The sequence below is a fragment of the Micromonospora sp. NPDC003197 genome (assembly GCF_053590565.1).
Genome location: NZ_JBSFTE010000040.1, coordinates 34,276 through 52,154, shown reverse-complemented (window position 1 = coordinate 52,154; position 17,879 = coordinate 34,276). Strand labels below are relative to the sequence as shown.

Below are 17,879 nucleotides of genomic sequence, written 5' to 3'. Positions count from 1 at the left end.
CCGGGATCTGGCACAACAACAAGACCGGAGCACCCGTCACCCGATCACTGATCGCTTACGACCACTGACCAGGTTTCGGAACTACTCGTCTAGTCCTGCGGCGGCCGTAGGCCGTCGATGACGAAGGACAGCAGCCGGTCTGCCTGCTCATCGGGAACCTGGTCGCTGACCCAGGCGACGGCGTTCAGCAGGGCAAACAGGTCTGCTGCCCGGGCATCGGCACGGACGGCACCCGCCTGCCGGGCCCGGTCGAGTAGCTGTTCGCCGGCTGCGACGAGTGCCTGGCAGCCGGCGTACAACGGTGAGGTCTCGTCCTGGTAGCTGTCCATCAGGGTGGGCGCCAGGTCACGGTAGGCGGTGACGTGGATCAACATGGCACGGGACCAGAGGGTCAGGGCCGCCACCGGGGACGGATGGTCGAGCAGTTCCCGCGCCCGGTCGGTGACCCCGGTCATGCTGTCGTGCAGTACGGCCTCCAGCAGGGCGTGCCGGGTCGGGAAATGCCGGTAGAGGGTGCCGATCGCCACTCCGGCCCGCCGGGCGATCTCCTCAAGTGACGTCCCTACGCCATGCTCGGCAAAGGCGACTCTGGCCGCACCGAGGAGCCGGTCGTAGTTTCGCCGCGCGTCGGCCCGCATCTGCCGCTGCGGCGTCGGCGTCGGCGTCCCACCTGTGGTCATACACGTCCCCTTGCTAACCGGAGGCACCCTCACTATATTTCCGGAGGCCGCCTCAGTTTATCGCCTGAGGTGGCCGCCACCTATCAGGAGGGGCCACATGAACAAGATCGTCTTGGTGTCCGGAGCGACCGGACGACAGGGCGGTGCCACCGCCCGTCACCTGCTCGCCCGCGGCTGGCAGGTGCGTGCCCTCGTACGCGATCCAAACGCCCCCGCCGCCCGGGAGCTGAGCCGAGCCGGGGCCGAGCTGGCTCTCGGTGACCTTGACGCCCCCGACACCCTCCACACCGCCGTGGCCGGCGCGTACGGCGTCTTCGGCGTCACGCCCGACAACGCGGACCCGGATCAGGAGGTACGTCGAGGCCGGAACCTGGTCGACGCCGCTGCGACGGCCAACGTCGAACACTTCGTCTTCGCCTCGGTCGGAGCGGCCGAGCGCAGCAGTGTCCCCGTCTACCGGAGCAAGTGGGCGGTCGAGAAGCACATCCGCGCTCTCGGGCTGCCCGCGACGATGCTCCGGCCGGTCCGGTTCATGGAGAACCACACGATTCCGGGGCTACCCTTCGGCGGAATCGTCGACGGGGTACTCGTTCATCTCTTCGGGCCCAACACGCCGGTGCAGCTCATCGCCGCCGACGACATTGGCGTCTTCGCCGCTGCGGCCTTCAGCGATCCGCGCCGCTACCTTGGTCAGGCCATCGAACTGGCCGGCGACGAACTGACCCCGACCGAGACGGTCGAGTTGATCGGTCGGACACTCAACCGGACGCTCACCTACCGGCAGGCCACCGCCGCCGAGGTGGGGTTCAGCGACGCCGTCGTCGCGGAGTTCACTGGCGAGCAGGGCCTCTGGCGGGCGGACATCCCCGCACTACGGGAGCAGCACCCCGGTCTGCTCGACTTCCCCACCTGGCTGGAGCGTGGCGGCGCGGCCCGGATCGAGGCGCTGTTCTGACGCCGGAAGCCCGGTCGGGGACACATTGCCCCGGCCGGGCCGCCGGCCACCGTCTGAGCCGGAGTCGCCGGCCACCGTCTGGTCAGCCGCCGACGCGGATGAGCCGGGCGGAGAGGTGTGGGGCGAGGCTGTGTCCCATGGCCGCCATCTCCTGGGCGTAGAGCAGCGCGCCCTCCACAATGCCGAAGAGCCGATGCCCGCCGGTGACCTCCTTGGCGGTGCCCGTACGCACCACCGCGTCAGTGGCCAACTCGACCCGGGTGCCGGTCAGCTTGCCCAGGTAGAGCTCCATGATGCCAGTCGGGCTGGTCATCATCGCTTCGAGATCATCGGTAGCCCGGTCACCGTTCATCACCGGCCGCCACCAGCCGACCTCCCGCGCCGACTGCCGGATCGGCTGACTCTGCTCGTCCAGCAGCCAGGCCCGCGACTCGTAGAACAGGAACGGACGCCCGTCGTGACTGATCCGGATCTCCTGCGCGTAGTCGAAGTCCTCGATGGTCGGGTAGCCGCCCCGGCCCCGCCCTCGCCACACCCCGATGTACGGCAGCAGGCCGAGCAACGCCGGATGCAGGTCCGGACCGACCCGCAGGTCGTGGGTCTCCTCGAACGGGTACGGGTCGACCGGCGGCGCGTTCAGCCACGGCGGCTGCAAAGGGTTCTCTTGCGGACTCGTACTCACCAACAAACCTTCCGTTCACTCACCACAGATCATCCGTTCGCGACTGCGAATCCGCGCCGCTCAGCAACAAACCTTCCGTTCGCGACTGCGGGGCTCACTCGCTGCGCTCGCTCACTCCTCGCGCTCACAGATGCCAACCTTCCGTTCGCGACTGCGGGGCTCGCTCGCTGCGCTCGCTCACTCCTCGCGCTCACCAACAAATCTTCCGTTCGCGACTGCGGGGCTCGCTCGCTGCGCTCGCTCACTCCTCGCGCTCACCAACGCCCCCGGGACACGCGTACCGCCAGGTAGACCAGGCCGCCGGCGAGCACGCCGAAGCCTGCCACCAGCAGGCTGACGAACCCAATCTCGGTAACCATCGTCAGATCATCCTATGCTGGCCGACATGGCACGCTCTCTCGTCGTCAAGGTCACCGCTGGCGCGGACTCTCCCGAGCGCTGTGCGCAGGCGTTCACCGTCGCCGCCACTGCGATCGCCTCCGGGGTGGACGTCTCGCTGTGGCTGACTGGCGAGTCGTCCTGGTTCGCGCTGCCCGGCCGGGCCGCCGAGTTCGAGTTGCCGCATTCGGCACCGCTGGCGGAGTTGCTGCACGTGATCCTCACCAGCGGACGGGTGACCGTCTGCACCCAGTGCGCCGCCCGCCGCGAGATCACCGAGTCCGACGTGCTGCCCGGCGTACGCATCGCCGGGGCGGCGGTGTTCGTCGAGGAGTCACTGGCCGACGGCGTCCAAGCCCTCGTCTACTGATCAAACTCGGTGGCCACCCACCTGCCCGCAGATCTTGGTTGAATGCGGCCCCTGCAGGAGCCAAATTCAACCAAGGTCTATTCTCCTGCGGCTCGCGCCGTCCGCTCCGCGCCGCCTAGCCGGCGCAGCCTGACTCGGTGACCGCCACCCGCACTTCGCCGTCGAGGGCCTCCACCATGAGGCTGCGCGACCCGCTGCGATAGGCGTACCGGTCGGTCTGATCGATGACCACGACGGCGTCGGCACCGGCAAACGGGCGCAGCGCCGTGGCCAGCGGCGTGGACACCGCCCCCCGGCCGACCGCCCACACGGTGCGCACCAGGCCACTGCCCGGACACGGCGCGCTGGCCCGATCGACCGGAGCAGGTGACGACACCCCGAGCGCGGCGAGCACCCGACCCGGCTCGTCGTCGATCGGCTGCCCCGGCATCAGCTCGGCGATCTCATATCCGGTCGGCAGCGGACGACATCCGGTGCCGGTGGTCAGCTTGACCGTGCCCGGCTCGGTCAGGCCGCCCTTGATGCCGACGAACTCTCCCGCGTCGGCCCGAAGCGTGCCCTTGCTCGGCCGGATTCGAGCCCGATAGTCCGCAGGCAGCCCCTGGGCGATCCGGTCGAGCAGGGCCTGCTCCTGCGCTTCGACGGTACGGAAGACGACGTCCCGCTCCAGGGTCGCGCCGTCCCGGATCAGGCTGAGCCGGCAGCCCTGCACCAGCCGGGGAGCGGTGAGTTCGACGGCGACGTCCGGGCCGGCGGCTACGACGAGTTCCCCGAGTGCCCGGTCGACTACCTTGCTGGCCTGCGCGATGTCGCGCTGCTCGCGCACGGTGGGCTCGTCCCAGCGTACGGAGAGATAGGTGACCACAAGCAGCAGCGCGGCCCAGGCGGCAACGGCGGCGATCAGCCAGGTCCGCCGCTTCCGGTTCGGTGGCGGGGCCGGGTGACCGCCCGCCCAGGGCTGCGCCCCCTGACCAGCCATCCAAGGCTGCGCCGGCGAACCATCCGGCCACGGCTGCGCGCTCTGACCAGCCGGCCACGGCTGAGCCGGCGGTCCGGTGATCGGTGGGGGTGGCGGTGGGTCCTGGCCCGGCTGGCCGGCTCGCTCACTGGGCTCGGTCACGCCGCCATGGTGACACGTACCGGAAGCGGTCAGCGCGCGAGGGCGAGCCGGTAGCCGACTCCCCGTACGGTGTGCACCTGTGGCCCGTCCTCGACGGCCCGCAGCTTGCGGCGCAGTCGCTTCACCGCGGAGTGCAGGATTGCCGTGTCGCCGAGGTAGGCACCGCCCCAGACCGACCCGAAGAGCCGCTCGTACGTCCAGACGCCGACCGGTGGGCTGGCCAGCCGGGCGAGCAGTTCGCGCTCCAGCCGGGTCAGGGCCAGTGGCTCGCCGCGCCAGGTGACGAGATGGTCGGCCGGGTCGACGGAGAGATCGCCGAGACTCACCGGTACGGACGACGAGTGCGTCCCGTCCGGTTTGGGCGGGAACAGCATGGCTCGTAACTCGGTCAGGTCAGCACAGATCAGAACCGGGCCGAAGTCATTCAACCGTTGTACGACCCGCTCGCGCACCTTGGCGTCGTTCGACACACAGACGACGAGCGGCATATCGACACTGGTCACCGCGCTCTCCCCCCGTTGCCAACGAGCACAAGCCAACGCTCTTAGATCAAGGTAGTCAACAGCGATGTGGACCAATTTCCGACAGCAGACCGAATTACGCCCAGTTACTGATCGGATACTGATCGACCACATCCATTGATCAGCTCCACTGCGCTGCCCGAGCATGACTCCAGGCTGATGTGGGGGCCACCAGCTGTTACCCGAGAGCGCTTCCACATGGGCTGGCAGCGTCCGGACATCCCGGAGCTGCGGTCGGTGCCCCGATTCGGGGCGCCGGAACAGTGGGGAGGAAGCATGTCAAAACCCCCAGATCCCTGGAGCGCGAAGCGCTCCAGATTCTGGCGACCATTCGCCGTGGCAGCGGCCGTGGTCCTCGGCATCTCGGCACAACCGGCCATCGCCACCGCTGCCGAACCGGGCGCATCGGCGACGGTGAGCCCGCAACTCGTCACGGAATTGTCGACCAAGGGCACCACCAGCTTCATGGTCTACCTGCGCGAGCGCGGCGACCTGAGCAAGGCAGCGACGAAGACCGGCTCGGACGCCCGGGCCACCGAGGTGTTCCAGCAGCTCACCGGCACCGCTCAGCGGAGCCAGCAGGGGCTGCGGGCCGAACTGGACGACCGGAAGAGCCCGTACACGGCCTACTGGATCGCCAACGCCCTGCGCGTCGAGGGCGACAAGGCCCTGGTCGACGCGATCGCCGCCCGGCCCGAGGTGGAGCGGATCGACCACGTCCGCAGCTACAAATTGATCAAGCCAGAACCGGCGGAGGCCGCGGCCAAGGCCGGCACCAACGCCGCCGAGTGGGGCCTGACGAACATCGAGGCGCCCCGGGTCTGGAGCGAGTTCGGCGTACGCGGTGAGGGCGTCGTCGTCGCCAACATCGACAGCGGCGTCGACTACGAGCACCCGGCGCTGGTCGGCAAGTACCGGGGCAACCTCGGCAACGGCACCTTCGACCACAACTACAACTGGTACGACCCGGCCGGCATCTGCTCCAGCGCGGCCCCCTGTGACAACAACGACCACGGCACCCACACCATGGGCACCATGGTCGGTGACGACGGTGCGGCCAACCAGATCGGCGTCGCGCCGGGCGCCAAGTGGATCGCCGCCAAGGGCTGCGAGACCAACAGCTGCTCCGAGTCGTCGCTGCTCGCCTCCGGCCAGTGGGTGCTCGCGCCCACCGACCTCAACGGTCAGAACCCCCGTCCTGACCTGCACGCCGACATCGTCAACAACTCGTGGGGCGGTGGCGGCGGCGACCTGTGGTACGAGCAGACCATCGCTGCCTGGCGGGCTGCCGGGATGTTCCCGAGCTTCTCCAACGGCAACAGTGGCCCGGCCTGTGGTACCGCCGGCTCCCCCGGTGACAACCCCAACGCGTACGGGGTTGGCGCGTACGACGTGAACAACAACATTGCCAGCTTCTCCAGCCGGGGCGCGTCCAGCGTCGACGGCTCGATCAAGCCGAACATCTCCGCACCGGGTGCCGGTGTCCGGTCGAGCGTTCCCGATGGCGGGTACGCATCGTTCAGCGGCACCTCGATGGCGGCCCCGCACGTTTCCGGCACGGTAGCGCTGATCTGGTCGGCGGCACCGAGCCTGCGCGGTGACATCGCCGCCACGGAGACGCTGCTCGACGACACCGCCACCGATGTCAACGCCCTGACCTGCGGTGGCACCGTCGACGACAACAACGTCTTCGGCGAGGGCCGGCTCAACGCGTACCAGGCGGTCAACACCGCCCCGCGCGGAGCTGTCGGTCAGCTCACCGGTGCCGTCACCAACGCCGCCGGTGGCGCTGTCATCGCTGGCGCCACGGTGACTGTGGACACCCGTAGCGCCACCACCGGTGTCGACGGCCGGTACCGGCTGACCGTGCCGGCGGGCGAGCACGAGGTGGTCGCCAGCGCGTACGGCTTCGCCACCCAGACCGTCACGGTGACTGTCCCCGAGGGCGGTGCCGTCGACCAGAACTTCGCTCTGGTCGAGTCGCCGACCGTCACGGTCACCGGCAAGGTGACCGACGGCTCCGGGCACGGCTGGCCGCTGTACGCCAAGATCGAGGTGGCCGGTCGACCGGGCGCACCGGTCTACACCAACCCGGCGACCGGCAAGTACTCCTTCACGGTTCCCGGTAACAGCAGCTACAAGCTCACCACCACGGCCAACCTGCCGGGCTACCAGACGGTCACCAGTGACCTGGTAGCCGGCGCGACGGCCAAGACCGTCAACGTCGCGGTGCCGATCGACGCGGGCTGCACCGCGCCCGGCTACCAGGCCACTCTGAGCGACCCGCTGCTGTCGGAGACCTTCGACGGCACGGAAGCTCCGGCTGGCTGGTCGGTGGTGAACCGGACCACCGGCGGTGGTTGGGGCTTCGAGGACATCGGTAGCCGGGGCAACCTGACCGGCGGCACCGGCGGCTTCGCCAACATCGACAGTGACGAGTTGGGCACCGGCAAGACCCAGGACACCGACCTGGTCACTCCGGCACTCGACTTCACCGGTGTGAACGCGCCGCTGTTGCGGTTCAACAGCGACTACCGGGCGCTCAGCAGCCCCGCCGACATCGACGTCACCGTCGACGGCGGTGCGAACTGGACCAACGTCTGGCACCAGACCGCCAACCGGCGCGGTCCGGTCGTCGAAGAGGTCGCGCTGACCCCGGCCGCCGGAGCGGCGAGCGCGCAGGTGCGCTTCCGCTACAAGGGCTCCTACGCCTGGTGGTGGCAGGTCGACAACGTGCAGGTCGTCAACCGGCTCTGCACCCTGGTCGGCGGCGGTCTGGTCACCGGCTTCACCACTGACAAGAACACCGGCGCGGCGCTCAACGGCGTGACGGTGACCAGTGGGGACGCCCCGACCGAGAAGGGCACGTCCGTCGCCACGCCGGACGACCCAAACATCGCCGACGGCTTCTACTGGTTGTTCTCCAGCCAGATCGGGGCGCACCCGTTCACCGCCACCAAGTCGCCGTACCAGGCGCTGACCAAGTCGGTGACGGTCGTCGCGAACGGCACCAAGAAGGCGGACTTCGCCCTCAAGGCGGGTCGACTGACGGTCACCCCGGCCTCGGTCGAGTCGCACCAGCCGTATGGCAGCACCCGCAGCACGAAGGTGACCATCAAGAACACCGGTAGCGCCCCGGCCACCGTCGAGATGCTGGAGAAGACCGGCCAGTTCGGCCCGCTCTTCACCCGCAAGGGTGCGCCGCTGGTCGAGCACACCGTGAAGGGGATCAGCAAGACCCAGCACGGGACGGCGTACGGCGCTGCGGGCAACGTCGCCCAGGCCGCGCCGCTGGCCGACGACTCCTGGACCCGGGTCGCCGACCTCCCGGCGGCGGTCTTCGACAACGCGGCCGTGGCCCTCGATGGCAAGGTCTACTCCATCGGTGGCGGTAGCACCAGCGGCAACGAGAAGAAGATCTGGGTGTACGACCCGGACGCCAACGCGTGGAGTGCCCTGCCGGACATGCCGTCGGCGCGGGCGAAGCCGTCCGCGGCAGCGGTGAACGGCAAGATCTACGTGTTCGGTGGTTGGGCCAGCGGCGGTACGCCGGTCGCCACGGTCGACGTGTTCGACCCGGCGGCGGGCAGCTGGAGCACCCTGAGCGGGGTCACCAACCCCTCGCCCACCTCGGCGGCGGGTACGGCCGTGGTCGACGGGAAGGTCTACCTGACCGGCGGCTGCCTGGACGGCAACTGCACCGACTCCAACAAGCTGGTCATCTTCGACCCGGCCGCCGGCTCGTTCAGCACCGGTGCGAACTACCCGCACCCGGTGTCCTGGATCGCCTGTGGTGGCATCGGCCAGAACGTCTACTGCGCCGGTGGCACGGGTGAGACCGAGTACACCGACGGCTACGTCTACTCGCCGGCTTCCAACGAGTGGACGGCGCTGCCGGCGATGCCGGCCGAGCTGTGGGGCTCGCAGTACGCCGCCGCAGGTGGCCTGCTGGTGCTCGCCGGTGGGGTCACCGCCGGTTCGTCGGCGGTCTCCAACCGCTCGATGGCGTACGACCCGGCCGCGGGAGCCTGGCGGGACCTGCCGAACGCCCAGTTCAGCCGGTACCGGGGTGCCGCCGCTTGCGGCGCGTACAAGATCGGTGGTTCGCCGTCGTCGTTCGTGGGCTCCAAGGAGACGGAACTCCTCGGTGGCCTTGAGCAGTGTGACGACGCCGGTGGTGCCGACGTGGCGTGGCTCTCCACCAACCCGACCTCGTTCACCCTGGCCCCGGGGGCCAGCAAGACGGTGACCGTCAGCCTGACGGCCACCGCCGAGAACGGGGTCTTCCAGCCCGGTGCCTACACGGCCGAGCTGGGGATCCGGTCGGACAGCCCGTACCAGGCGCCGACGGTAGCGGTGAAGATGAACGTCCAGCCGCCCGCCACCTGGGGCAAGATCCAGGGCACCGTGGTCGGCGAGACCTGCGCCGGTGCCACGGTGGGGGTCAAGGCGACGGTACGCCTCAACTCGGGGGCCAACGGTTACACGCTGACCGCTGACGCCCAGGGTCGGTACTCCTACTGGGTGCCGAAGGGTAACTACGAGGTGATCGTCGCCAAGGATGGCTGGATCCCCGAGGTCCAGCGGGTGCAGCTCGACGCCGGCTTCGTGTCGACCGTCGACTTCACCCTCGAACCGGTCTCCCCGTGCGGGAACCGGGTGGGCGGGATCTGATCTGAACTGATCGGATCTGCTGCCTGAACCAGACTGGTGGCCGTCGGACCTGCCCCCAGGGTCCGGCGGCCACCACCTGTCTTGTCGGTACGACTTGAATCATCAAAACAGCTGGTTGTCGCGCCGGAGGCGGTGTAATCGGAGTGAATCTCGTCTCGCGGGAACAGGGCATTGAATGCACGGATCTTCGGGGTGTTGTCCGTACTCTGCGAATCATGACCGAGCGGCCTGCGACACCGTCCCACGCCATCGCCGAGCTACGCGCCGGCAACCAACGCTTCGTCACGGGTACGGCGATGCACCCGAACCAGGACGCCGACCATCGCGCTGCCCTGGCCAGCGCGCAAACCCCGTTCGCGGCGATCTTCGGCTGCTCGGACTCCCGACTGGCCGCCGAGATCATCTTCGATCAGGGTCTGGGTGACATGTTCGTGGTCCGCACCGCGGGGCACACCGTCGGCGCCGAGGTGCTGGGCAGCATCGAGTACGCCGTCACCGTCCTGAATACGCCGCTGGTGGTGGTTCTCGGCCACAACTCCTGCGGGGCGGTACGGGCCGCCTGCGATGCTGTCGCCACCGGGAGCAGTCCCTCGGGGTTCCTGGGGACCGTCGTGGACGCCGTCGTCCCCAGCGTCCAGCACGCGGCGAGCCAGCAGGTCCACGACGTGGACCGGATCGTGGACATCCACATCCAGCGCACCGTCGGGCAGCTGGTACGCCTCTCCGACAAACTCGCCAAGGCGGTCGCCGACGGTGAATGCGCCGTGGTCGGCATGTCCTATCAGCTCAGTGACGGCAAGGCCCGCATCGTCACCGCTGCCAGCTGACCGAATCAGGACAACCGGCTAACCCCCGCAGAAGTCGAGGGATTCCAGCGTGGGCCCGACCACCGGGGTCGCCTTGTTGCCCGCCGCGTCGGTGGCGTGCACGGTGAACGTGGCGTCTCCCTTGGGAATGTCGGGGGCGCCGGGGAGCCGAACCTCGAACCGGCCGGTTGACGAGTTGTAACTCATCGCTATCGTCCCGCTTGCCGTGCTCACCTTGCTGCGCCAGGCTGCGGTCACCTTGAGCCGGCCGGGGGCATCGGTGGCGTCGGTGACCTCGGCCGACAGCAGGGCGCTCTTGAACCTGCACCCGGTCTTCCAAATGTACGTGGCGCTTGAGGTGACTGACTTGGCAATGACCGGGGCCGTACGGTCGGCTGGCTTGGTCGACGTGGGCGGTGCGGTGGTCTTCGCCGGGGTCGGCGTGGGCGGCGACTTGGTGGTGGGGCTATTGGTGGGGTCGGCCGGCGAGGTGGTCGTGGTTCCGCCGGACGGCACCGCCGCTGATGGGGTGGCCAGCGGATCGTTGGAAGGCGTCAACGACGGGTCGGCTGAACCGCCGACAACCATGGACGGCGTGGCGGCGGACTGCTCCTCTGCACCGCAGGCACTTGTCCCGATAAGTGTCACGACGCTGGCAACCACCACAGCGACGCGGCCAGTTCTGATCGCCACCCGATGCCCCCCGGTTCGGATTGGACCTGCCCGCCTAGCCCAGCAGCGCCATCGGCGCCACCGGCCCAACCGCCACAGAAATATCGAATTTTATGGCCGTCAGAACGGATCACCAAAACGCCAGGTAGACAGCCCTGTACACCACTTCGGAGAAGTCGCACGTTCACATCCGGCACGGAGCCGTCACCGGCAGCTGACATGATCTATGTGTGACGACGACCTCCAGCGACACCGAGACGCAGCCCCGCCCGACGGCCCATCGGATCGCCTCGGTCATCACCGAGGCGTTCGCGCCGGCCGTACTGGCTGGGCTGCTGCCCCTGGTCATCGCCCTGCACGCCAGCACCAACCTGCTGGCCGGGCTCGGCTGGGCGGCCCTGGCGGTGTTCTTCTCCGCCGTGATCCCCTACGGCATCATCTGGCTCGGCGTACGGCGGGGCCAGCTCACCGACCACCACATCGGCGTACGGGAACAGCGCCGCAAGCCCCTGCTCCTCGGCCTCGTCTCGGTGCTCGTCGGGCTGGCCCTGTTGCTCGTCCTCGGTGCACCCCGCCCGCTCATCGCCATGATCGTGGTGATCTTCGGAGTGGTGCTGATCCTGGCCGTGGTCAACATGTTCTGGAAACTCAGCGGCCACACGGCGGTGGCCTCCGGCTCGGCCACCGTGCTGGTGATCGCCTTCGGTCCCGCATTGCTCGCCGCGTTCGTGATCGTCGTGGCTGTCGGCTGGTCCCGCGTCCAGCTACGGGCCCATACCCCCACGCAGGTCGTCACCGGCTTCATCGCCGGCATCCTGATCGCCGCACCGACGTACCTGCTGGTGGCGTGACGGCCCGCCCACTGTGCTTGGTGATCCTCGACGGCATCATTTTCACGATAGAGAAATCGAATTGCGGCCCCCCGCCTTGTATTGTCCGAGCAACGCAGTTGAATGCGTCGACGAGCTGGGGTTTTCCAATCTTTCACCAGCCGTCGCCACATGTTGCGAAAGACAACCAGCCGACGTTAAAAATCGAGGCTGGAGTGATCAGATGACCGATGAAACGGGTTCGACGGCGCCCCGGCGACAACTGGGCCGGATGCTACGAGCGCTCCGGGACGAATCGTGTGTCACGCTCGACGGCGCAGCGGCCACGTTGGAGTGCCCCCGGCAGAAGGTGTGACGGATCGAGCGGGGCCTCGGGGCGGTCCGTACGCCCGACGTGAAGGCATTGTGCGAGCTGTACGACGCCTCGCCCGAACTGACCGCCGCCCTGACCGCCCTGGCTACCGAGACAAAGGCCAAGGGCTGGTGGCACGCGTACGGCGACGTCATCCCCGAATGGTTCGAGCTGTACGTCGGCCTGGAATCCTCCGCATCGCTAGTACGGAGCTACGACGAGTCGTTGGTGCCCGGTCTGTTTCAGACAAAGCGCTATGCGGAGGGCATCTACCGGTTAGATCAGCCGGGCATGAGCGTTGAGGAGATGGCTCGACTCGTCGCGGTCCGACTGCGTCGACAGAGGCTGCTCACCCGCCGACTACCGCCACCACCCCAACTGGCATTCATCCTGTCCGAGGCCGTCCTGCTCCGGTCGGTCGGTGGCTCGGCGACGATGACCGAACAACTCCACCACCTGCTCAAGGCGGCCCGCCTGCCCAACGTCTCGCTCCGGGTGTTGTCGCTGGCCGCCAGGCAACACGGTGGGGCGGTGGCCGGCTCGTACGCGACAGCAAGGACCAGGCCGGCCCCATCCTCACCTTCACCCCCGCCGCCTGGTCGACCTTCCTCCACCACCTCCCCACCCCCTCTCATTGATCCACCCATCCCGTTGATCAAGAGGTTTGCGTCAGATCGGGGCGGCCCGGTGACGCAAACCTCTTGATCAACGGGGCGGGGGCGGGGACATGGGCGGGGACGCGGACAGAAACGGGACGTCGCCCGGACCTGGCTTGGTCCGGGCGACGTCCACTGTCGACAGAGAAATGTCCTAGGCGACGGTCACGCCGACCTCGTTGAAGCCGCGGCCAGCGGTGACCGACAGGTCGCCGTTGCCATGCCGGGACAGGGCGCGCAGCGTCCAGGTGCCCGGAGCGGCAAAGAACCGGAACTGGCCGGCCGGCGAGGTGACCACCTCGGCGGTGAACTCACCGGTGGAGTCGAGCAGCCGGACGTACGCGCCCGGCACCGGCTCGCCGGAGTCGATGCGTACGACGCCGGTGATGACGGTCTCCTTTGCCAGGTCCAGGCCGGCGGGCAGCGGCGCGGCCTGGTCCGGAGCCGCGCAACCGGCGGCGGTGCTGGTAGCGGAAACTGGTGCAGTCATGATCAGGCCTCCCCGGGCTCGTCGCCGAGTACGACCGGCACGCCGACCAGCGAGCCGTACTCGGTCCAGGATCCGTCGTAGTTCTTCACGTTCTGGTGGCCGAGCAGTTCCTTGAGCACGAACCAGGTGTGCGAGGAACGCTCACCGATCCGGCAGTACGCGATGGTGTCCTTGCTGTCATCCAGCCCGGCCGCTGCGTAGATTGCCCGCAGCTCGTCGTCGGACTTGAAGGTGCCGTCCTCGTTGGCCGCCTTGGACCACGGCACGCTGACCGCGGTCGGGATGTGCCCCGCCCGCTGGGCCTGCTCCTGCGGCAGGTGTGCCGGGGCAAGCAGCCGGCCGGCGTACTCGTCGGGCGAGCGCACGTCGACCAGGTTCTGCACACCGATCGCGGCGACCGTCTCGTCGCGGAACGCCCGGATGGACGTGTCCGGTTCCTGCGCGACGTACTGGGTGGCGGGGCGGGAGACCGGGTCGCTGACCAGCGGCCGGGCGTCCAGCTCCCACTTCTTGCGGCCACCGTCGAGCAGCCGTACGTCACCATGCCCGTAGAGCTTGAAGTACCAGTACGCGTAGGCGGCGAACCAGTTGTTGTTGCCGCCGTACAGGATGACGATGTCGTCGTTGGCGATGCCCCGCTCGGAGAGCAGTGCCTCGAACTGTGCCTTGTTGACGAAGTCCCGACGTACCGGGTCCTGCAGGTCGGTCCGCCAGTCCAGCTTGACCGCACCGGCGATGTGGTTGGTGTCGTAGGCGGCGGTGTCCTCGTCGACCTCGACGAAGACGACGCCCGGGGTGTCGAGGTTCTTCTCGGCCCAGTCGGCCGAAACGAGCGCGGAGTCGCGACTCATCAGTTCACTCCCTGGTGAGGATGGGTGTGAGCCAGCGCGTGAGAAGAAGATGTGTACTGGTCGCACTTCACACGCGGGACCCAACGGAATGGATCACGGGTTGTGCGACGGCGCCGCTGCCGGGCGTGGAGAAAATTTCAGAGGGTACGCAGCACAAGCAGCTCTGCCGTCAGAAGGCAGAGCGACACAGGCAGGTGGCCACGCGACACAGGTCGACCGCGCGCCGTTTGGTGAGGTGCGTCCCCATGGCCACGGAGCTTACCAGCGGTTCAGGTCACTACCCCAGGACAGACCACCATCCGGGACGCTGCCCGCTCGTCCCGGATGGTGTATGCCTTCGTCCAGGCCCCGTTGAACGGCGCGCGCCTAGGCCCCGTTGAGCGGCACGTTCGTGGCGGTCGCTCGGACGGCCAGGCCCTCCGGCTCCGGCCGTACCTCCTGCACGTCGAGTTGGAACGGCATGGCCGGCAGCGGCAGTTTGACGGAGATCTGCCGGGCGTACGACTTGATCAGTGCCTCGGCCAGCGGATTGACGGTCAGCCCTTCGACATCGAGGGTGTCGAACCGGATCGCAACCTCTCCCTGCACGATGCTCAGGTCCGCCGTACCGCGCAGCATGCGTTCCTGGCCGAGGATCTCCAGCGGTCCGGCCACGGCGAGCTTGCCGTCCTGCTCCGAGAGGCGCAGCCCGGGCTTGCCCATGAACTGGGCAACGGTGTCGTACGAGACGGTCCCGGTGCCCACCACCGTCTTGGCGGTAATCGTCCCCTGCCCGGAGCGCAGGCTGTCCAGGGGCGCATGGACGTCACGCGCGTCGATGTTGATCTCGGGCAGTCGCACGCTCTGTCCCTGGACCGGTCCTTCGGCGTCCCGAACCTTGATGGTGATCGACTCGTACTGGCCGTTGGCCACCTGGGTCAGGAACGGGAAGCCGTTCACGCTGACGTCCGGTTGGGACGAGGTGATCTGCTGCCGGGTGAGTTCCCGCTCGGCCTGGTCGGCGATGGCCCGCTCAGCGACCCCGACGGCCAACCGGTCGGCCACCGCCAGCACACCGGCCAGCACAATCAACAGAACGATCAATGTGATCAGCAGCCGGCGACCCCGCCGCCGCCGGACCGGCTGCTCCGGGTACGTCTGATAGCTGTCTGCCACGCCGCCTCCTGACTCGTCCGGTGCCACCGATCGCGACACCGTCATGTACCCGACTTCCCCGCTCCGCAACCGGTACGGATCAGAGGAAGAGCACGCTCATCGCGTACGCGGCCGGTGCCGCCAGCGCGAACCCGCCCAGTGGGCCCTGCATGTGCCGGGCGACCCACATGGTCGGCGGGTCGCCGGCCATGAGACGACCCGCCTCGGCATAGCCGACCGCCAGGTCGGTCAGGGCGGCAGCGGCTGCGGTGACCAGGCCGACCACAGCGGCACTGGTCGGGCTGAAGCCGATCAGGTATATCCCGATGATCCCGGCGGCGAGCGTGCCTGCCATCGAACCGATGACCACACCGGCCGCCCCTCGGGGCACCTGCGGCGCCAACCTGGGCACCGGCAGCACCGCGTCGGTCAGCCGGGCCAGGGTCAGGGAGACCCCGGCCGCAGTGAGGCACACGAAGATCGCTTGGGTACCGATCGGCACCCGGGTAAGCACGATGAGCGTCCCCAGCGCGACAACGCCGACCACGATGAGCAGCGTGGAGCCGAGCGAGTCGGTGACGCGGGCCCGGTCGGCGGGCCGAATGAGTTGGCCGAGCACTCCTGCGACGAAACCGCCCACCGCCACATAGCCAAGCGGGGCCAGGCCGGCGATCTCGGTCGTGACGGCGGCGATGTCGGCGATGGCCGCTGCCACGACGGCGATCCCGGCGACCAGGAACAATGCGGGTGGACGCATCGCCATGGTCCAGGCGAGAACGAAGAGGACCTGCACCCCGAAAACCACGATGGCAAACGGCACCCGCGCGCTGCCCGGGCCGGCGAGTTGGGCCCCGAAGACCAACCCGATCCCGAGCAGGGCGGCGAAACCGCCGATGGCGAGGGCCAACGAGCGGCGGACCGGAACGACCTCGATCTCTTCCTCGTCCAGCTCATCGTCGACCGGCGGCGGGCCGGGCACGAGTTCCCCCCGGGGGCGTCGCCCGACGCCGAACTCACTCCACTCGTCGTCAACCGAGTCGGATGGGTGGTCGGCCAGTCGAGGCGGACGGCCCGGCCGGGGGTCCGCTGGGCCGTGAAAGTCCGGTACGCGGCCGCGGCCGGGCGGCCCAGGCCGATCAGCAACATGCGGGCCAGGCCGGTCGCCAACATGCGGCCCGGGGCGGTCATGGCCTGGCGGTACGGGGCGATCGCCGCTAGCCGGTCCGGGCCGATCAGCAACATGCGGTCCGCGCCGGTCACCGCCAGCCGGTGCGGGTCGATTACCGAAAGGCGGTCCGGGCCGATCATGACCTGGTGGTACCGGCCGGTCCTGGCCGGGCGGTCCGAACCGGTCCTGGCCGGGCGGTCCGAACCGGTCCTGGCCGGGCGGGCCGGGCCGATCGCGACCGGGTGGTCCGGGCCGGCTGCGGTCGCCCCAAGAGTCGCGACCGGTCTCGGGGGGCATCGAGGGGTGCACGCCCTGATCGTGCCAGACCGGACGGGCAACGCGCCCGCCACGGTTTCCACGACGTAAAAACCTAGCGGACCAAATTCGCCAAAAGTGACAAGAGCGACTACTCGCCACTGGGGTGGCCTGACAATCGGTTAAGCTCAGCCCGACTTGCCCGTCAGTGACGCCGGGATCGACACCAGTCTCCAGCGGTCCCCCGCGAAGCCGGAACTCCGCTGGCCACCGTGCGGCCTCGCCGCCGGGACGGAGGTGATTGCGTGGAGCTCCTACTACTGGTTACCGCGCGGGCAGCCGAGCCTTCGGCCGTACTCCCGGCCCTTGACCTGCTTCCCCACTCGGTGCGTACCGCTCCGCGCGACGTCCGCACCCTCGTGTCCGGGCCGAGCCCGGACGCCGTACTGGTGGACGCTCGCTCGGAACTCAGCGATGCCCGCGCCACCTGCCGGATGCTGCACTCCACCGGTCTCGGCGTACCGCTGATCGCGGTGGTCACCGAGGCGGGTCTGATCGCCCTCAACGCCGACTGGGGCGTGGACGACGTGATCCTCACCGGAGCCGGGCCGGCCGAGGTCGAGGCACGGCTGCGGCTGACCGTCGGGCGGCTCAACAGTGCGACCGCCGGGGCCAGCGGGCTGATCCGGGCCAGCGAGTTGACCATCGACCCGGACACCTACGCCGCCAAACTGAAGGGCCGACCGCTCGACCTGACCTACAAGGAGTTCGAGCTGCTCAAGTTCCTCGCCCAGCATCCGGGTCGGGTCTTCACCCGCGACCAGTTGCTGCGCGAAGTCTGGGGCTACGACTACTTCGGCGGCACGCGTACGGTCGACGTGCACGTACGTCGGCTACGCGCCAAGCTCGGCTCCGAGTACGAGTCGATGATCGGCACGGTTCGCCAGGTGGGTTACAAGTTCGTCCTACCGTCGTCCCGGTCCCTGGCCGACGCCGAATCCGCAGGCAGTTCGACCTCCTCCACGCCGCGGCCCGCCAACGGGGCCCGACTGCCGATCTGAGGGCACCGCCTCGCGCAGAGCCGACCCCCACCCGTCCACACTCTGTCCCACACCAGTCAGACGCCGCTCGGGCGACCGCCCGGGTGGCGTTCTGTCGTCTGCCACCTCCCCGTCACTGGGTCGCGTTAGCGAATGGGGATGAATGCTAGAAAGCTTCCCTTATAGCCGAAATGCGCACATATCCTGGCGGCTCAGGAACGTTGCGAAGGGGGCGAAGGGGGCAA

General features: G+C 68.7%; 20 protein-coding genes. 9 read left to right on the top strand and 11 right to left on the bottom strand.

Going from position 1 to position 17,879, the window contains the following annotated elements:
- Positions 1-89: 89 nt before the first annotated feature.
- Positions 90-680 carry a TetR/AcrR family transcriptional regulator gene (locus ACWDV4_RS29280; RefSeq protein WP_449985303.1) on the bottom strand — a complete coding sequence of 197 codons (591 nt, stop codon included), beginning with the start codon at positions 678-680 and terminating at the stop codon, positions 90-92.
- Positions 681-777: 97 nt separating this feature from the next.
- Here ACWDV4_RS29280 and ACWDV4_RS29275 point away from each other — a divergent pair, with 97 nt between their 5' ends.
- Complete coding sequence (locus ACWDV4_RS29275) at positions 778-1,635, top strand: NmrA/HSCARG family protein (RefSeq protein WP_449985301.1); 858 nt, start codon at positions 778-780, stop codon at positions 1,633-1,635.
- Positions 1,636-1,717: 82 nt separating this feature from the next.
- Here the strand turns inward: ACWDV4_RS29275 and ACWDV4_RS29270 are convergent, their stop codons facing one another.
- Positions 1,718-2,317: an FABP family protein gene (locus tag ACWDV4_RS29270; RefSeq protein ID WP_449985298.1), complete on the bottom strand. Its 600-nt coding sequence runs from the start codon at positions 2,315-2,317 to the stop codon at positions 1,718-1,720.
- Between the two features lie 254 nt (positions 2,318-2,571).
- Entirely contained in the window at positions 2,572-2,676 is a 105-nt protein-coding gene (gene mtfM / locus ACWDV4_RS29265) for a small membrane protein MtfM (RefSeq protein ID WP_275412949.1), read from the bottom strand.
- Positions 2,677-2,690: 14 nt separating this feature from the next.
- On the opposite strand from mtfM, the gene ACWDV4_RS29260 reads away from it, so the two are divergent.
- On the top strand, positions 2,691-3,065 hold the full coding sequence (locus ACWDV4_RS29260) for a DsrE family protein (RefSeq protein WP_449985295.1): 375 nt from the start codon (positions 2,691-2,693) through the stop codon (positions 3,063-3,065).
- A gap of 115 nt (positions 3,066-3,180) precedes the next feature.
- Here the strand turns inward: ACWDV4_RS29260 and ACWDV4_RS29255 are convergent, their stop codons facing one another.
- Both ACWDV4_RS29255 and ACWDV4_RS29250 read right to left on the bottom strand, forming a co-directional pair.
- Positions 3,181-4,185 carry a hypothetical protein gene (locus ACWDV4_RS29255; RefSeq protein WP_449985293.1) on the bottom strand — a complete coding sequence of 335 codons (1,005 nt, stop codon included), beginning with the start codon at positions 4,183-4,185 and terminating at the stop codon, positions 3,181-3,183.
- Between the two features lie 29 nt (positions 4,186-4,214).
- Positions 4,215-4,673 carry a winged helix-turn-helix domain-containing protein gene (locus ACWDV4_RS29250; protein ID WP_449985324.1) on the bottom strand — a complete coding sequence of 153 codons (459 nt, stop codon included), beginning with the start codon at positions 4,671-4,673 and terminating at the stop codon, positions 4,215-4,217.
- A 309-nt stretch (positions 4,674-4,982) separates the two neighbouring features.
- On the opposite strand from ACWDV4_RS29250, the gene ACWDV4_RS29245 reads away from it, so the two are divergent.
- Positions 4,983-9,380 (top strand): S8 family serine peptidase, encoded by a 4,398-nt coding sequence (locus tag ACWDV4_RS29245; protein ID WP_449985289.1) that lies wholly within the window; start codon positions 4,983-4,985, stop codon positions 9,378-9,380.
- A gap of 215 nt (positions 9,381-9,595) precedes the next feature.
- Positions 9,596-10,207, top strand: coding sequence for a carbonic anhydrase (locus tag ACWDV4_RS29240; RefSeq protein ID WP_449985286.1), 612 nt, complete (start codon positions 9,596-9,598; stop codon positions 10,205-10,207).
- An 18-nt stretch (positions 10,208-10,225) separates the two neighbouring features.
- On the opposite strand, the gene ACWDV4_RS29235 is transcribed toward ACWDV4_RS29240, so the two are convergent.
- Positions 10,226-10,879 (bottom strand): hypothetical protein, encoded by a 654-nt coding sequence (locus tag ACWDV4_RS29235; RefSeq protein WP_449985284.1) that lies wholly within the window; start codon positions 10,877-10,879, stop codon positions 10,226-10,228.
- Between the two features lie 209 nt (positions 10,880-11,088).
- On the opposite strand from ACWDV4_RS29235, the gene ACWDV4_RS29230 reads away from it, so the two are divergent.
- The 3 genes from ACWDV4_RS29230 (at position 11,089) to ACWDV4_RS29220 (ending at position 12,745) form a co-directional block, all read left to right on the top strand.
- Positions 11,089-11,709, top strand: a complete 621-nt coding sequence (locus tag ACWDV4_RS29230; protein WP_449985281.1) for a phosphatase PAP2 family protein — start codon at positions 11,089-11,091, stop codon at positions 11,707-11,709.
- Positions 11,710-11,911: 202 nt separating this feature from the next.
- A complete protein-coding gene (locus ACWDV4_RS29225) occupies positions 11,912-12,043 on the top strand; it encodes a hypothetical protein (RefSeq protein WP_449985279.1) in 132 nt (43 codons plus the stop codon).
- Between the two features lie 39 nt (positions 12,044-12,082).
- Positions 12,083-12,745 carry a DUF5753 domain-containing protein gene (locus tag ACWDV4_RS29220; RefSeq protein ID WP_449985276.1) on the top strand — a complete coding sequence of 221 codons (663 nt, stop codon included), beginning with the start codon at positions 12,083-12,085 and terminating at the stop codon, positions 12,743-12,745.
- A 105-nt stretch (positions 12,746-12,850) separates the two neighbouring features.
- Here ACWDV4_RS29220 and ACWDV4_RS29215 read toward each other — a convergent pair whose 3' ends face one another.
- The 5 genes from ACWDV4_RS29215 to ACWDV4_RS29195 form a co-directional block, all read right to left on the bottom strand.
- Complete coding sequence (locus ACWDV4_RS29215) at positions 12,851-13,186, bottom strand: DUF1416 domain-containing protein (protein ID WP_449985273.1); 336 nt, start codon at positions 13,184-13,186, stop codon at positions 12,851-12,853.
- A gap of 2 nt (positions 13,187-13,188) precedes the next feature.
- Entirely contained in the window at positions 13,189-14,037 is an 849-nt protein-coding gene (locus ACWDV4_RS29210) for a sulfurtransferase (RefSeq protein WP_449985270.1), read from the bottom strand.
- Positions 14,038-14,206: 169 nt separating this feature from the next.
- Positions 14,207-14,284, bottom strand: a complete 78-nt coding sequence (locus ACWDV4_RS29205) for an Ms5788A family Cys-rich leader peptide (RefSeq protein WP_449985322.1) — start codon at positions 14,282-14,284, stop codon at positions 14,207-14,209.
- A gap of 119 nt (positions 14,285-14,403) precedes the next feature.
- A complete protein-coding gene (locus tag ACWDV4_RS29200; protein ID WP_449985267.1) occupies positions 14,404-15,192 on the bottom strand; it encodes an LmeA family phospholipid-binding protein in 789 nt (262 codons plus the stop codon).
- 79 nt (positions 15,193-15,271) lie between these two features.
- Positions 15,272-16,228 (bottom strand): hypothetical protein, encoded by a 957-nt coding sequence (locus ACWDV4_RS29195; protein WP_449985320.1) that lies wholly within the window; start codon positions 16,226-16,228, stop codon positions 15,272-15,274.
- An 87-nt stretch (positions 16,229-16,315) separates the two neighbouring features.
- Between ACWDV4_RS29195 and ACWDV4_RS29190 the strand changes: the two genes are divergently transcribed.
- Both ACWDV4_RS29190 and ACWDV4_RS29185 read left to right on the top strand, forming a co-directional pair.
- Positions 16,316-16,705 (top strand): hypothetical protein, encoded by a 390-nt coding sequence (locus ACWDV4_RS29190; RefSeq protein ID WP_449985325.1) that lies wholly within the window; start codon positions 16,316-16,318, stop codon positions 16,703-16,705.
- Positions 16,706-16,899: 194 nt separating this feature from the next.
- Entirely contained in the window at positions 16,900-17,655 is a 756-nt protein-coding gene (locus ACWDV4_RS29185) for a winged helix-turn-helix transcriptional regulator (protein ID WP_449985265.1), read from the top strand.
- Positions 17,656-17,879 lie beyond the last annotated feature (224 nt).